This window comes from Blautia sp. 1001283B150304_161114_C9 (assembly GCF_015668165.1).
GTDB lineage: Bacteria > Bacillota > Clostridia > Lachnospirales > Lachnospiraceae > Blautia_A > Blautia_A wexlerae.
Genome location: NZ_JADPGO010000007.1, coordinates 32,281 through 47,549, shown reverse-complemented (window position 1 = coordinate 47,549; position 15,269 = coordinate 32,281). Strand labels below are relative to the sequence as shown.

Below are 15,269 nucleotides of genomic sequence, written 5' to 3'. Positions count from 1 at the left end.
TTTAAAGGGTTGCTATACGAAAGCGATATTGATATAATAAATCTTAACAGTCGGCATTCATATATTGCCGTTCGTGAATAGTTTATGTCAGCCTGTGGCTGATCTGCGGTCTGCTGCAAGCTGACATAGGAAAGACAGAGGAAAGAGATATGAATCAGTTAGAAATACTCAGAGAGAGTCTTGGCCAGTGTGATGAGATCATTCTGGATGCACTTATCATGCGTAACAGGATCGTGGAGGACATTATGGCATATAAAGAAGCCAACGGACTCCAGATTTTACAGCCTGAGCAGGAAGCGAAGCAGAAAGAATGGCTGGAGAAGAGAATGGAAGGCAGACGCCATAAGGATGAGGTTTCCGATGTATTTGAATGCATCCGCACAAACAGTAAACGGATCCAGGCAAGAAAACTCTTCAACTACAACATCGTGCTGATCGGTTTCATGGGTGCGGGAAAGTCCACAATTTCTGATTTACTTAAGAATGTATTTGCCATGGATGTGGTAGAGATGGATCAGATCATTGCCCAGAGACAGGGAATGAGTATTTCCGATATCTTCGAGACATACGGTGAGCAGTATTTCCGTGATCTTGAGACAAATCTGCTTATCGAAATGCAGTCACGCAGCAATGTTGTGATCTCCTGCGGCGGTGGTACTCCAATGAGAGAGTGCAATGTAGTAGAGATGAAGAAGAATGGCCGTGTTGTTCTCCTCACAGCAAAACCGGAGACAATCCTTGACCGCGTCAAAAATAACCATGACCGTCCGCTGATCGAGAACAATAAGACTGTTCCATTTATCGCAGATCTGATGGAGAAACGCCGCGCTAAATACGAGGCAGCGGCTGATATCATCATCGAAACAGACGGCAAGAACGAACTGGAGATCTGCGAAGAACTGGTACACAGACTCCGCACCATAGATGAAGAAAAATAATATAACATGACAGATCTGGTTTATGATATCAGAAGTGCCGGATATCAAGTCATAATATTGAATGTATCGGTTATTATAAAAAGATATGGGGTATCTCGATTGACGGGACAGTCCCATATCTTTTTGTATTCTGATATTTTATTATGTCAGATCAGCTGGTCTTATAATCCCATTCCTTCTGTGCCTGTTCGATCACATATTTCTTAAATGCTTCCACAACCGGTGGATGGTATACGTTCTTCAGCATCGCCATATAGAAGTTTCTCTGCCAGCTTGGAGAAACTAAGGGAAGGATCTTTACATTCAGAGACTGCAGGATCGGAATATTGGGAGCTACGCAGATTCCAAAGCCGTTGGAGACAAAGCCTGCAGCAACCTGATCCTCGTCAATCTCATAAGCCACATCCGGTGTCTGCCCGATACATTCAAATAGTCCGTCAATGATCTGTCTCAGACCACTTCTCTTCTTAAATATAATCTGTTTATAAGGAATGGTATCCTCCAGCCGTACTTCATCCTTTACTGCCAGCGGATGATCAAGAGGTACGATCACAACCAGCTCCTGTCTGGCAACCGGAATAAACTCGATCAGCGGCTCATTATCAAGTTTGGAACAGAACCCCAGATCATATTTCTTCTCTTTTAATCCGTTCAGAATATCAGATGTTAAAACTTTATCACAATACAGATTAAAATCTATCTTTTTAGTAGGATTTTCCTCCAGAAATCCCCGCATGATCTTAGGAAGAAAATCAATTCCAAGTGTACGCAGGAATACCACATCAATGCAGCCTTCCCCTTTACCTGCCAGCTTCAGACTGTTCACAGAAGAGTCCAGACGGTTCAGTACCTCTTCCACGTCATTCAGGAAAACTTTTCCATACTTGGTAAGAGTAACATTCCTTCCATTTTTTTCAAACAGTTTCACGCCCAGTTCTTCCTCGAGAGTGGAGATCGCATAACTCAGCGAAGGCTGGGTGATCGCCAGAATATCAGCGGCTTTTGTGTAATGTTCAATATGAGCCAGCGTAGAAAAGTACCGCAGATGATACAGGTTCATAGAAAAACTCCTTTCTCTGATAAGTATTTTATAAGTGACTATATTTTATGTGCAGGCTTTCACAGTCCTTTAATGTTTCGGAAAACTATAATTATAGTCACTCTTGCACAAATAATCCGCGCTGTATTTGTCATATACGTAGATTATATCATGATGTATTGAAAAAATCTATGAATTTAAAGGATAGAACTAATTTGTTTTATATTTAACAAAGATATATAATGCTTATATCAAAAAGATACAAAATATTATCAAAATAAATAGAAAAATTATGCGATTTTATCAGGAGGACAAAAAGATGTCAAAAGAATTTCCAATTACTATCAGTTCCTGGACACTGGGAGATCAGTGCAAATTTGAAGACAGAGTGATCGCTGCAAAGAACGCAGGATACGAAGGAATCGGCCTTCGTGCAGAAACTTATGTAGATGCGTTGAATGAGGGACTTTTTGACAAAGACATTCTTGCTATTCTGGACAAACATGGTATGAAAGTAACAGAGGTTGAGTACATCGTACAGTGGGCTGAAGAACACAGATCTTACGAACAGAAATACAAAGAACAGCTCTGCTTCCATATGTGTGAATTATTTGACGTAAAACAGATCAACTGCGGTCTGATGGAAAACTACTCCGTAGAATATACTGCTCAGAAATTAAGAGAATTATGCCAGAGAGCAGGAAAATACATCATCGGTGTTGAGCCAATGCCATACAGCGGAATCCCGGATATGAAAAAAGGCTGGGCAGTTGTAAAGGCAGCTGACTGCGAGAATGCAAAACTGATCATGGATACCTGGCACTGGGTAAGAGCAAATCAGCCGGTTGACCTTTCTGTGATCGAAGACATCCCGGCAGACAAGATCGTATCCATCCAGATCAACGATGTATGGGAAAGACCATATGCAACAACAATCTTAAGAGACGAATCCATGCATGACCGTCTTGCTCCCGGAACAGGAATCGGATGTACAGCAGCGTTCGTTAAGATGGTAAAAGAAAAAGGAATCAAACCAAACGCAATCGGTGTAGAAGTCATCAGCGATGCAATCCTTGCAAAAGGACTTGAATATGCTGCAAACCATACATATGAGAACACAAAGAAAGTGCTTGAGGAAGCATGGCCGGAGGTTCTTCAGTAAGTATCTGACGGATAAACCGACAGATTAAAGGATCAGGCAGAAATCTCCACGCCTGCCTGATCCGCATTCTGAATGAACACAAAATAGAGAATGAATAATTAATAGAAAAGAATTCGAAAAAAGGAGAAGGTCACATGAAATTTAATGCAATGTTTCAGCCAATCAACATCGGTCCAATGACAGTAAAGAACCGCTTCGTAGTTCCGCCAATGGGAAACAACTTTGCAAACACAGACGGAAGCATGAGCGAACAGTCCGCTGCTTATTATCGTGAAAGAGCAAAGGGCGGCTTCGGTCTGATCACAATCGAAGCAACAGTAGTACATAAAGGTGCAAAGGGCGGCCCCCGCAAGCCATGTCTTTATGATGACTCCACAATCGAAAGCTTCCGCAAGGTAGTAGATGCCTGTCATGCAGAGGGAGCAAAGGTTTCCGTACAGCTTCAGAATGCAGGTCCTGAAGGAAATGCAAAGAACGCAGGTGCACCGATTGAGGCAGCTACAAGCATTCCGTCAGACTGTGGAAGAGATACACCAAAGGAAGTTACAACTGAAGAAGTTTATGAACTGGTAAAAGGCTATGGCCTCGCAGCAAAGAGAGCCATGGAAGCAGGCGTAGATGCAGTTGAGATCCATATGGCACACGGCTATCTGGTAAGCACCTTCCTTTCTCCGAGAACGAACAAGAGACTGGATGAATTCGGTGGTTCCTTTGAGAACAGAATGCGTTTCTCCCGTCTGATCATCGAAGAAGTTAAGAAGATGACAGAAGGAAAGATTGCAGTTCTTGCAAGAATCAACAGCTGTGATGAAGTACCGGGCGGTCTTGATGTGCATGACAGTGCTGCGATCGCTGCATATCTGGAAGGATGCGGACTGGATGCCATCCATGTATCCAGAGCTGTTCACATCCGTGATGAATTTATGTGGGCACCGACAGTCACACACGGCGGTTTCTCCGCTTCTCAGGTAGAAGAGATCAAACGTGCCGTATCTATCCCGGTGATCACAGTAGGACGTTATACAGAACCGCAGTTTGCGGAATTAATGGTAAAAGAAGGACGCTGTGACCTGGTTGCATTCGGACGTCAGAGCCTTGCAGATCCTTATATGCCATTAAAAGCGCAGGAAGAAAGACTGGAGGATATGATTCCATGTATCGCATGTCTTCAGGGCTGCGTGGCAAACATGTATGCAGGAAACCCTGTATGCTGTCTTGTAAACCCATTCCTTGGACATGAAGCTGAGGGCATTGCTCCTGCAGAAAAAGCGAAAAAAGTAATGGTAATCGGCGGCGGTGTTGCAGGTCTTTGCGCTGCATTTATCGCACAGGAAAAAGGTCATCAGGTAACACTTTATGAAGCAAGTGATAAACTTGGCGGAAACATGCGTCTTGCTGCTTATCCTCCGGGAAAAGGCGACATCACAAACATGATCCGCAGCTATATCGTACGCTGCCAGAAAGCAGGCGTAACAATCAAAATGAATCAGGAAGTAACTCTGGATCTTATCAGGGAAGAGAAACCAGACAGCGTAATTGTTGCTTCCGGTTCCAGAACATTGATCCTTCCGATCGAAGGTATCGACAATCCTGCAATTATCCATGGCTCTGATCTCCTTGACGGAAAGAGAGCAGCAGGAAAGAAAGTACTGGTTGTAGGCGGCGGAATGGTGGGATGCGAGACAGCAGCATTCCTCGGTGAGCAGAACCATGATGTAACAGTCATTGAGTTCAGAGACACTGTAGGTGCCGACGTGATCCACGAGCATAGAGTTTACCTGATGAAAGATTTCGAAGATTACAAGATCAAAGAGATCACAGGTGCAAAGGTATGCAAATTCTATGAGGACGGCGTAGAGTACGAGACAGCAGACGGACAGAGACATGAATCCAGAGGCTATGATTCTGTCATCCTCTCCATGGGATTCAGAAACTACAACCCATTCGGCGAAGAGATCAAAGCCATCGTACCGGATACCTATGTGATCGGCGATGCCACCCGCGCAAGAAGAGCACTTGATGCTACGAAAGAAGCGTATGAGGTAGCTTCCACATTATGATGATATCAGGGTCAAAAGTTCAAAAAGTCGTTCGTGCTTGCACGATAAGATTTTTGAACCTGGGACCCGCCAAACATGAGAAAGTAGCGATTTACGCAGTAAATCAGCGAATTTCGAATCTTATAATTTATTCGTTTTATAGTTGCAGTTAAGAGACGCTGTATGATATTATCAGCGGACAGCAGCTTGAAAATGATTTTACAAAAAAATTCAGGAGGCAAACAAGAAATGGAACAGAGAATTAAAGGAACAACAGGATTAATGGCACTTATCGGAAGCCCGGTAGGACACTCAGGATCACCGGCAATGTATAACTTCAGCTTCCGTCATCATAACCTTGACTATGCTTACATGGCATTTGACATCAAGGAAGACCAGGTTCCGGCTGCTCTGGATGCAATCCGTCTTTTCAAAATGAGAGGCGCAAACGTAACTATGCCATGCAAGAACGAAGTTGCAAAACACATGGATGAGCTTTCACCTGCAGCAAGAATCATCGGTGCGGTTAACACAATCGTTAATGAAGACGGCAAATTAGTAGGACATATCACAGACGGTATCGGATTTGTCCGCAACTTAAAAGAACACGGCGTTGATGTGAAAGGCAAAAAAATGGTAGTTCTCGGTGCAGGCGGTGCTGCAACAGCAATCCAGGTACAGTGTGCATTAGACGGTGCAGAATCCATTTCTATCTTCAATCCGAAAGACCCATTCTTTGCACGTGCAGAGTCCACAGCAGAAAAACTGAGCAAAGAAACACCGGATTGTAAAGTTTCTGTATTTGATCTGGAAGATGAGGCAAAACTGAAAGAAGAGGTTGCAAACGCAGACATCCTCGTAAACGCAACACTTGCAGGAATGAAACCTCACGAAGAACTTACTCTGATCAAAGATAAATCCATGTTCCGCCCTGACCTTGTAGTAGCAGATGTTGTTTACAATCCTGCTGAAACAAGAATGGTAAAAGAAGCCAAAGAAGCAGGCTGCAAGCTTGCAATCGGCGGAAAAGGAATGCTGTTATGGCAGGGAGCTGCAGCTTACAAGCTCTACACAGGACTGGAAATGCCAACAGCTGAATATCAGAAATTCCAGGAAGAAAACGAAAACAAGTAATAATAACCTAGGAGACCAAAATGAAACAGAAAACAAACAAAATGCTCATTTTCACCTCCCTTGCAGCATATTTTACTTATTTTATCCATGGAATCGGTGCTTCTATCCTGGGGCAGTACAAACCGGAGTTTGCAGCTGCCTGGGGTGCGAAGCCCCTGGCTGATGGCACACTGGATGTAAGTATGGTCGTATCTGTAATTGCAGCCCTTGGACTGGGACGTCTGATTTCCCTTCCTTTCTCCGGTCCTCTGTCTGACAAATACGGAAGAAAACTGAGCGGAATTATCGGTGTGCTCTGTTATGTGGCATACTTCTTTGGAATGGCTAATTCCACATCCATGGCAATGGGATATGCATTTGCAGTGATCGGCGGAATTGCAAACTCTTTCCTCGATACCTGCGTAAGCCCCACCTGTATGGAAATCTATGTAAACAACCCGTCAGTAGCCAACCTGTTTACAAAATTTTCCATCTGCCTGAGCCAGTTCCTGCTTCCATTCCTGATCGGAATCGTAGCATCTGCAAATATGTCATATAAGACAATCTTTATTGTAGCAGGTATTGCAATCCTCATTGACGGAATCCTGATCCTGATCCTCCCTTTTCCGGCGAGAGAGAAGGCAGTACAGGCTAAAGCTGATAAGAAGAAATCCGGACACAAGATTTCCCCTGCAGCGATCGCTGCAATTCTGATCGGATTCACCAGCTCCTCAACCTTTATGTTATGGCTGAACTGTAATCAGGAACTTGCCCGTTCCTATGGTATGGCAGACCCTTCAAAGATCCAGTCCCTGTATGCCCTGGGAACTGCAACTGCCATCCTTGCAACAGCAGCTTTTATCAAAAAAGGTCTGAAAGAGATTAACGTCCTGATCCTCTATCCGTTAATCTCTACAATTATGCTGGCTCTCTGCTACTTTATCCAGGCTCCGTTTATTTGTCTGGTAGGTGGTTTTGTGATCGGATATGCAGGTGCAGGCGGTGTTCTCCAGCTGGCAGTTTCCACAACAGCAGAGTTCTTCCCTGAGAATAAGGGAACAGCAACCTCACTGGTAATGATCGCATCCAGCATCGCGAACTACACAATCTTAAGCCTTGCAGGATACATTACCAAAGTGGGCGGAAGCAGTGCTCCGAGAATGATCCTTCTTCTGAACATGGCAGTGACCATCGTAGGTATTCTGCTCGCTCTCTTTGTAAAGAAGAACAGAAATAAGTAAGCCAGTAAGTGATAGAAATAAATAAGTGATAGAAATAAATAAGCGATAGAAATAAATAAGATACAGAAATCCTGTGATATTGAAATCCAATCTAACTGAAGATACGTTTGGACGTTACAAGCTTCAAATTTTTTCCGGTCGGATTGGATTTTATTAAAATCCGGATTGTCTAAAAATTAACAAAAAGATAGAATATACAAGCTGAAATATAGAAGTAATCTAACAATTTATTGAAAAGGAGAATCTGTATGGCAAATACAAGAACACAAAGAAGAGAAAATGAACTGCCCTACATCCCCTTTGGACCATTTCAGATAAGACTTCCATTCATACACTACAAGATAGAATCTGTTGAGTTCATTCAGGGTCTGATCCTGGGCGTAACAGCACTGGCAGCTGTTCCCTATCTGGAGCAATATCTGGGGCTTCCTTATGAGCTGGCGTGGAGCTGTGTAATTATTGAAACCTTCCTTTATCTGCTTCACAGCCTGCTCGGCGATCCGGTAGTACCGGGGTGGATCACACCCACACTGCCGCTGACTATTGTATTTCTGGAAGGCTTCCCTATGGGAAAAGAGCGAATACAGGCTATGATCGCACTGCAGATGCTGGTAGGTCTGGTATTTATCTTTATGGGTGTGACCAGACTGGCAGATAAATTTGTTCATGCAGTTCCCAATTCTGTCAAAGGCGGAATTCTTCTTGCAGCACCAGTTACAGTTATGGCAGGACAGCTGGGAGAGAACGGTAATATGCACAAATATCCTCTGGCTATTGTTGCAGGCGTAGGCCTCCTGATCCTGATTAGCTTCTCTGACAAATATCAGGAGAAGAGAAAAACAAATAAGTTTCTTGATCTGGTTGCGAGATACGGAAATCTTTTCCCATATCTTATCGCAATGGTAGTAGGACTTCTGGTTGGCGAACTGGATGCTCCGGGACTGGAGCTTGGTACTTTTATCAAGATTCCTCAGTTTAAAGATATCATTGATCAGGTGAGCATCTTTGGCGTAGGGATTCCTCCTGCATCTATGTTTATCAAAGCACTGCCGCTGGCACTGGTGTGCTATGTTATTGCATTTGGTGATTTTGTTACTACAGAGACTCTTGTATCAGAGGCACGTCACGCAAGAGATGATGAGTATATTGATTTCAATTCCAGCCGTTCCAATCTGGTCAGCGGTCTGAGAAACCTGATTCTGTCCATCATCGCACCATTTCCTCCCCTTTCTGGTCCGTTATGGGTTGGAATGACTGTATCCGTATCCATGCGTTACAAAGAAGGAAAGAAAGCTATGAAGTCTCTTCTCGGAGGAATGGCTTCTTTCAGACTGGCCACATTTTTAAGTGTGCTGATCATTCCTGTAGTAAGTTTCTTCCGTCCCATCTTCGGAGTAGGCTCTTCCATTACTCTGATGTTCCAGGCATTTGTATGTGCGAGAATTGGTATGGATTACTGCAAGAGCGACAGAGACAAGATGATCGCAGGCGTAATGGCAGCAGTCCTCGCAACCCAGGGAACCGCATGGGCATCTGCATGGGCACTGGCAGTTGGCTTCGGACTGAATATCTTCCTGTCTAACTGGAATCCCTTTGAGAAAAAAGAACAAGAGAATAATTTAGAAGAAATGAAATAAAAAATAAGAAGAATAGCCGTGTCGGGCTGTTCTTCTTATTTTTTAAGGAGTCAAAATATTTGAATTCAAATCAATCTTCTGTTGCCAGATAGAAGTGATATCAGACGACTATGGGCAAGAATAACATCTGATATCACATCATTCATCAACAGATTACAGGCTGCTGTGAATGATATCCAGCACCTGTTTTAATTCATGTACACCGACCTGTCCCGGAGCAGAAGCTTTGGAAGCAGCACCGAAGGTGAGAGCGGAGCCGAATGTCTCACCTGTCAGGCGGCTTACAACGCCTGTTCCTGCCATGGACATGGTAATGATCGGGCGGTCTGCATATTTCTCAGACATTTCCAGAGTGGCAGACAGCAGTGTGATAACATCCTGCTTACAGGTAGGCATTACTGCAATCTTAGGGATATCAGCACCCAGCTCCTGCATCATGCAGAGGCGTCGGATGATCTCCTCCTTCTCCGGAGTCTTAAAGAAATCATGGTTGGAAGCAATTACCTTTACACCTGCCTCATGAGCAGCATTGATGATTGTCTTAACAACTTCATCACCTGTAAATGCTTCTACATCAATTAAATCTACATAACCGCTCTGAGCAGCTGCAATATTTAAAGCAGCATAGTCATTTACAGAAATTTCTTTCTCACCGCCTTCTTTGGAAGTACGGAATGTAAGGAGAACAGGAATGTCTTTTAAAACTTCCTGAAGCTCTTTAGTGGTTTCTAATACTTTCTCAGTAGCAAAGACATCATCAAACCAGTCTACACGCCACTCAACTACATCAACAGGAAGAGTAGGGATTTTTTTGGCTTCTTCGAGAATGTCTGTTTTTGTTTTTCCTACGATGGGAACGCAGATCTTAGGTCTGCCCTCGCCGATCACAGTGTTTTTTACCTGAACTGTGTTCATCTGTTTATCCTCATATTTTCTGTTGTATTATAGTAGTTCCGGATTATTATGGAACTGTTATAAGAATAACCGTAACATAACCGCATGATCAACAGCTTTTTGAAGCAAACTGCAGGATATGTACATTCTGCGCGGAGTAATATATCAGTACATCTCCTGCAGTACGCCGAAAAGCGGTATATATCAAATATTATGTGCAGAAAGATCAGTGAAATGATTTGTTCTGCATCACAATATGAGATATCTTTACTGAAGATACCATCAGGTATCAGTCATCATAGGAGATGTGAAGAATCTCTTTCATATGTTCGATAGGCATTGGTTCGCCTGTCCATAACTCAAATGCAGCGGAACCCTGGAATAACATCATTCCCAGACCATTCATTGTCTTGCATCCTACTTCTTTGGCCATGGAACGCATTTTTGTTTCCAGAGGAGAGTAAGGAACATCTATAACGATCAGCTCAGGACGGAAGTAAGATTTGTCCGGAACAACGGACTGTCCTTCCAGTGGTTTCATTCCCACACCTGTAGCATTGACAAAGATAAAACTGTCATTCATCTCAGCTTTCAGTTTATCAAGGTCTGCCAGATCATAAAGAACTGCATGGCAGGATGTCTTTGTGTTGATCTTCTCTACTGTGGATACTGCACGATCCCAGAATTCATCCTTGCGGTTAAAGATTGTGATCTCGGCAACGCCGTCCAAAGCAGCCTGGATCTCGATAGCAGTGGCAGCACCGCCTGCACCGACGATAGTCATTTTCTTTCCGATCACATCAATATCATTATCTTTCAGGGCAGACATAAATCCGATACCGTCAGTGATATGACCTGTAAGATGACCGTTGTCATTTACGATCGTGTTAACTGCACCGCATAATTCTGCAGCAGGAGAAAGCTCATCCAGGTATTTTCCAACCAGAGTTTTGTTTGGCATGGAAACATTGGATCCTCTCATTTTCAGAGTACGGATTGCTTTTACTGCATCCTCAATTTCATCTGCGCCAACCTCGAAAGCAAGGTAAGCGTAGTCATACCCGAGTTTTGCAAAAGCCTCATTCTGCATTGCAGGAGAGCTGGAGTGACGGATCGGGTAAGCCATCAGACCGATTAATTCAGTATGTCCGGTAATTCTTTCAGCCATTATAATATCCCCTTTCGTATTTTGTTGTAAAGGTTTTTATTAAAGGTATCCCATCTGAGTCAGTGTATTAAGGATATTTCTTCCTTCCAGAGTTCCGTCGATGATCCTTCTTGCACGTTTGCTGTCTCCGATGTTCAGGATCTCAACATCATCAGAAACAAAAGCATCGGAAAGCTCTGCGAAAAGCTGTCCCTGAGCTTTCATACCAAGACATACGAATCCGTAGTCAAATGGAAGCTCACGTTCACCTTCTGCATCTTTTACAAGGAAAGAGCTGTCTTTTACTTCCTGAAGAGCTGTCTTTGTAAGCTGGGCCACATGATGTTTCTTCATCTGGTCCTTCATGTCATTCTTTGTAACAGGATCCAGGTCACGTCCGATCTGATCCATCATCTCCACAATAGAAATCTCAGCGTTTCTTGCTGCAAAGAATTCCACAACATCAAGACCAACAGCACCGCCGCCCACAACAACAACCTTCTTGCCTGTCATATCTTCCGGATAGTCATTGATGTGATTGATCATTCCCAGGATAGAAGCAACCTTGCTGCCTTCTTTGTCAATGCGGTCGTGAAGTCCCCTGATCGGAGGAAGCAGTGGCGCGGAACCTGTGGAGCTTACGATCAGGTTCGGATGGAATTTGCGGATATTTTCCGGTGTTCCTTCTGTGTTTGTGAAGATATAAAGATTCTCAAGCTGCTCTGCTCTGTGAATCAGATAGTTCGGGAAATCAGCCAGACGCTTCTTTGCAGGAATCTTAGAGATCACAGAAGCAAGACCGCCAAGAGTCTCACCTTTTTCCAGAAGGAAGGTATTACAGCCTACTTCTGCGGCTGTACAGGCAGCTTCCAGTCCGGCAGTACCGCCTCCGATTACTACAACGTTACAGTTTTTGTTCACTTTCTGATTCTTATAAACATCACCTTCCAGAACAGCCGGGTTTACAGTACAGCGGATCGGACGGTTAAAGCCGATTCTGTTTCCTGCACATCCGATGTTACAGGAGATACATTTGCGAAGGTCACATTCTCTGCCTGTAGCTACTTTGTTTACCCATGCAGGTTCTGCGATAAGACCACGTCCCATACCGATCAGGTCTGCATCGCCGTCAGCGAGGATCTGCTCGGCAACCTTTGGGTTACGGATATTTCCCATGGAGATACATGGTTTGCCGAATTTCTCTCTGACAGCTTTAGGCATATAGGAACGCCATCCGTCTTTCATGTAGTTGGCATCGATCTGATACTGGATAGAACCGTTTAAACCGCAGGAAACATCGAAGATATCAACTTCATCCTGAATATATTCCAGATATTCAAGAGTATCCTCGAGAGTGTTGCCGCCTTCCATCAGCTCATCTGCGCTGAGACGGAGCATGATCGGGAAGAAAGGTCCGACCTGTTTTCTTACTTCCTCAATGACCATACGGCAGAAACGTGTTCTGTTTTCCACAGATCCGCCGAACTCATCTGTACGTTTGTTTGTAAGAGGAGAGAGGAACTGGCTGATCAGATAGGAATGTCCCGCATGGATTTCTACTGCGTCAAAACCTGCAGCCTGGGCTCTCTTTGCAGCCTCGCCGTATTTCTTTACAATGTGATGGATTTCTTCCACTGATAACGGACGCGGGATTTCTCCGCCTTCTTTGGACGGAACATCAGATGCGGAAACCGGCTGCATATTTGTACGTGCGGAAACAGCGGAAGCACCTGCGTGGTTGATCTGGATCGCAATACAGGTACCATATTTGTGGATCTCTTCACAGAATTTGTACAGACGCGGCAGATAGTTGTCGTGGTCAATACGAAGCTGAGTAGTTCCGTTGGAACCCTGCGGAGAATCTACGCTTGCATTCTCTACGATGATCAGACCTGTGCCGCCTTTGGCACGCTCTTTATAATAATTAATGTGAAGAAAACTCATTTCGCCGTTCTGTTCCCCGTAATTGGTTCCCATAGGCATCATAACGATACGGTTTTTGATAGTCATATTTTTTACTGTGAGTGGTGTGAAAATATGCTGGTAATTGCTTTTCATTACGTCTTTCCTCCTGAAATTTTCTGTTGGATCTATAATTGTTCAGTGCTTTAGTTGTGGCCTGAATTTCTTTGATGTGTTAATTATATAATGGGATAATCCATAAATCTAATTGATAATTCGTGCTATATAATAAAAAACATCTATGGTTTTGCTGAGACTTTTATACCTGTGCAGTCGGATTCGCAGACAAGTGAGTGGTATAGTTACCTCAAACACGCTCTGGTGTGCCGACAAGTTGATTCTTGAAACAGTCTTGCAGGATAGAAATAAGAAATTCAGACGCAGGATTGTTCGAGAAATCAACTTGTCGATACACTGGTTTGCGGGAGAGGGTGAAATACGGGACAATACAAAATAACCGTAATACCCTCTATTAAATAGGAAGAAATGCTCAAAAAAACAAAATTTGGAGAAACCTGACAAATTTTTCTGCTATATTTTTAACGAAAATGACAAATAAATGTTGAAATTTTCTGCCGGAAAAGGTAAAATTAAAATCGGCTAAATTTTTGGGTTAACTTTTAAATATTCTCATAAAGATGGAGGGCAAACAAGAATGAGTAATGCAACACAAAGCTTAGCAGGCACAAGAATTACTTCTTTGCTTGACGCAAACAGTTTTGTCGAAATCGGACAGGGTGTAACAGCCAGATCCACAGATTTCAACATGACTGCAAACAAGGCACCATCTGACGGTGTTATCACCGGATATGGTGTGATCGATGACAAACTGGTTTATGTATACAGCCAGGATGCATCTGTATTAAACGGTACTGTTGGTGAAATGCATGCAAAGAAGATCACAAGACTTTATGATCTTGCCATGAAAACAGGCGCTCCGGTTATCGGACTTGTTGACTGTGCAGGTATCCGTCTTCAGGAAGCAACAGACGCACTGGAAGCTTTCGGACAGATCTATCTGAAACAGACACTGGCATCCGGTGTGATCCCGCAGATCACAGCAATCTTCGGAACATGTGGCGGTGGTATGGCAGTTATCCCGTCCCTGACAGATTTCACATTCATGGAATCCAAAAAAGGAAAAATGTTCGTCAACACACCAAACGCACTGGAAGGAAACAACACAGACAAATGCGACACAGCAGCAGCTGATTTCCAGAGCAAAGAGACAGGTGTGATTGATGGCGTTGGTACAGAGGATGAGATTCTTGGCCAGATCCGTTCCTTAGTATCACTTCTTCCTTCTAATAATGAAGACACAGACAATTACACAGAGTGTACAGATGATCTTAACCGCGTATGCGCAGATCTTGCAAACTGTGCAGGTGACACAGCAATCGCACTTTCCCAGATCGCTGACAACGGTGAATTCTTCGAGACAAAAGCAGACTATGCAAAAGACATGGTTACAGGCTTTATCCGTTTAAACGGCGCTACAGTAGGTGCTGTTGCAAACAGAAGCGAAGTATATGACGCAGAAGGCAAGAAAACAGAAACATTTGACGGAAGCATCTCTGCAAGAGGCGCAAGAAAAGCAGCAGATTTCGTGAAATTCTGCGACGCTTTTGATATTCCGGTACTTACACTTACAAACGCAACAGGCTTCATGGCAACCTTATGCAGCGAGAAGATGATGGCGAAATCCGTAGGTGAACTGGTAGCTGCATTCGCAGATGCAACTGTTCCGAAGGTAAATGTGATCATCGGCAAAGCTTACGGTACAGCTTACGTGGCAATGAACAGCAAATCTATTGGTGCAGACCTTGTATATGCATGGGATAACGCAGAGATTGGTATGATGGATGCTTCCCTGGCAGCCAAGATCATGTATGCAGATGCAGATGCTGCTGAACTGAATGAAAAAGCTGCTCAGTACAGAGAGCTTCAGAATGGTGTTGCTTCCGCAGCAGCAAGAGGCTATGTTGACACTGTGATCAGCCCGGCTGACACAAGAAAATATGTAATCGGTGCATTTGAGATGCTGTTCACAAAGAGAGAAGATCGTCCGTCTAAGAAACATGGAACGGTCTAAGCGGG

11 protein-coding genes are annotated in these 15,269 nt (G+C 43.8%); 7 read left to right on the top strand and 4 right to left on the bottom strand.

What is annotated here, in order from left to right:
• Positions 1-149: 149 nt before the first annotated feature.
• Complete coding sequence (locus I4V44_RS05400; protein ID WP_196002450.1) at positions 150-938, top strand: shikimate kinase; 789 nt, start codon at positions 150-152, stop codon at positions 936-938.
• Between the two features lie 151 nt (positions 939-1,089).
• On the opposite strand, the gene I4V44_RS05395 is transcribed toward I4V44_RS05400, so the two are convergent.
• Entirely contained in the window at positions 1,090-1,998 is a 909-nt protein-coding gene (locus I4V44_RS05395; RefSeq protein ID WP_008704500.1) for a LysR family transcriptional regulator, read from the bottom strand.
• Between the two features lie 298 nt (positions 1,999-2,296).
• Between I4V44_RS05395 and I4V44_RS05390 the strand changes: the two genes are divergently transcribed.
• The 5 genes from I4V44_RS05390 to I4V44_RS05370 all read left to right on the top strand — a co-directional run bounded on the left by I4V44_RS05390 (position 2,297) and on the right by I4V44_RS05370 (position 9,169).
• Positions 2,297-3,139 carry a sugar phosphate isomerase/epimerase family protein gene (locus I4V44_RS05390; RefSeq protein WP_022381137.1) on the top strand — a complete coding sequence of 281 codons (843 nt, stop codon included), beginning with the start codon at positions 2,297-2,299 and terminating at the stop codon, positions 3,137-3,139.
• Between the two features lie 134 nt (positions 3,140-3,273).
• Positions 3,274-5,199, top strand: a complete 1,926-nt coding sequence (locus I4V44_RS05385; protein WP_055057866.1) for an oxidoreductase — start codon at positions 3,274-3,276, stop codon at positions 5,197-5,199.
• A gap of 228 nt (positions 5,200-5,427) precedes the next feature.
• Positions 5,428-6,312: a shikimate dehydrogenase gene (aroE, locus tag I4V44_RS05380; RefSeq protein WP_062808294.1), complete on the top strand. Its 885-nt coding sequence runs from the start codon at positions 5,428-5,430 to the stop codon at positions 6,310-6,312.
• 20 nt (positions 6,313-6,332) lie between these two features.
• Positions 6,333-7,532, top strand: coding sequence for an MFS transporter (locus I4V44_RS05375; RefSeq protein WP_055059408.1), 1,200 nt, complete (start codon positions 6,333-6,335; stop codon positions 7,530-7,532).
• Between the two features lie 248 nt (positions 7,533-7,780).
• Complete coding sequence (locus I4V44_RS05370; protein ID WP_196002449.1) at positions 7,781-9,169, top strand: hypothetical protein; 1,389 nt, start codon at positions 7,781-7,783, stop codon at positions 9,167-9,169.
• 153 nt (positions 9,170-9,322) lie between these two features.
• Here I4V44_RS05370 and aroD read toward each other — a convergent pair whose 3' ends face one another.
• From aroD to I4V44_RS05355, 3 genes are all read right to left on the bottom strand, one after another.
• Positions 9,323-10,084 (bottom strand): type I 3-dehydroquinate dehydratase, encoded by a 762-nt coding sequence (gene aroD / locus I4V44_RS05365; protein WP_196002448.1) that lies wholly within the window; start codon positions 10,082-10,084, stop codon positions 9,323-9,325.
• A 268-nt stretch (positions 10,085-10,352) separates the two neighbouring features.
• Positions 10,353-11,231 carry a shikimate dehydrogenase gene (locus I4V44_RS05360; RefSeq protein ID WP_196002447.1) on the bottom strand — a complete coding sequence of 293 codons (879 nt, stop codon included), beginning with the start codon at positions 11,229-11,231 and terminating at the stop codon, positions 10,353-10,355.
• Positions 11,232-11,270: 39 nt separating this feature from the next.
• Positions 11,271-13,268, bottom strand: coding sequence for an oxidoreductase (locus I4V44_RS05355; protein ID WP_022381144.1), 1,998 nt, complete (start codon positions 13,266-13,268; stop codon positions 11,271-11,273).
• A 559-nt stretch (positions 13,269-13,827) separates the two neighbouring features.
• Here I4V44_RS05355 and I4V44_RS05350 point away from each other — a divergent pair.
• Positions 13,828-15,264 carry an acyl-CoA carboxylase subunit beta gene (locus I4V44_RS05350; protein ID WP_008704469.1) on the top strand — a complete coding sequence of 479 codons (1,437 nt, stop codon included), beginning with the start codon at positions 13,828-13,830 and terminating at the stop codon, positions 15,262-15,264.
• The last annotated feature ends 5 nt before the right edge of the window (positions 15,265-15,269 follow it).

Coding starts and splice junctions, on each gene's coding strand:
- I4V44_RS05395 (WP_008704500.1), bottom strand. CDS start 1,998: ATGAACCTGTATCATCTGCGGTACTTTTCTACGCTGGCTCATATTGAA.
- I4V44_RS05355 (WP_022381144.1), bottom strand. CDS start 13,268: ATGAAAAGCAATTACCAGCATATTTTCACACCACTCACAGTAAAAAAT.
- I4V44_RS05360 (WP_196002447.1), bottom strand. CDS start 11,231: ATGGCTGAAAGAATTACCGGACATACTGAATTAATCGGTCTGATGGCT.
- aroD (WP_196002448.1), bottom strand. CDS start 10,084: ATGAACACAGTTCAGGTAAAAAACACTGTGATCGGCGAGGGCAGACCT.
- I4V44_RS05400 (WP_196002450.1), top strand. CDS start 150: ATGAATCAGTTAGAAATACTCAGAGAGAGTCTTGGCCAGTGTGATGAG.
- aroE (WP_062808294.1), top strand. CDS start 5,428: ATGGAACAGAGAATTAAAGGAACAACAGGATTAATGGCACTTATCGGA.
- I4V44_RS05390 (WP_022381137.1), top strand. CDS start 2,297: ATGTCAAAAGAATTTCCAATTACTATCAGTTCCTGGACACTGGGAGAT.
- I4V44_RS05375 (WP_055059408.1), top strand. CDS start 6,333: ATGAAACAGAAAACAAACAAAATGCTCATTTTCACCTCCCTTGCAGCA.
- I4V44_RS05370 (WP_196002449.1), top strand. CDS start 7,781: ATGGCAAATACAAGAACACAAAGAAGAGAAAATGAACTGCCCTACATC.
- I4V44_RS05385 (WP_055057866.1), top strand. CDS start 3,274: ATGAAATTTAATGCAATGTTTCAGCCAATCAACATCGGTCCAATGACA.
- I4V44_RS05350 (WP_008704469.1), top strand. CDS start 13,828: ATGAGTAATGCAACACAAAGCTTAGCAGGCACAAGAATTACTTCTTTG.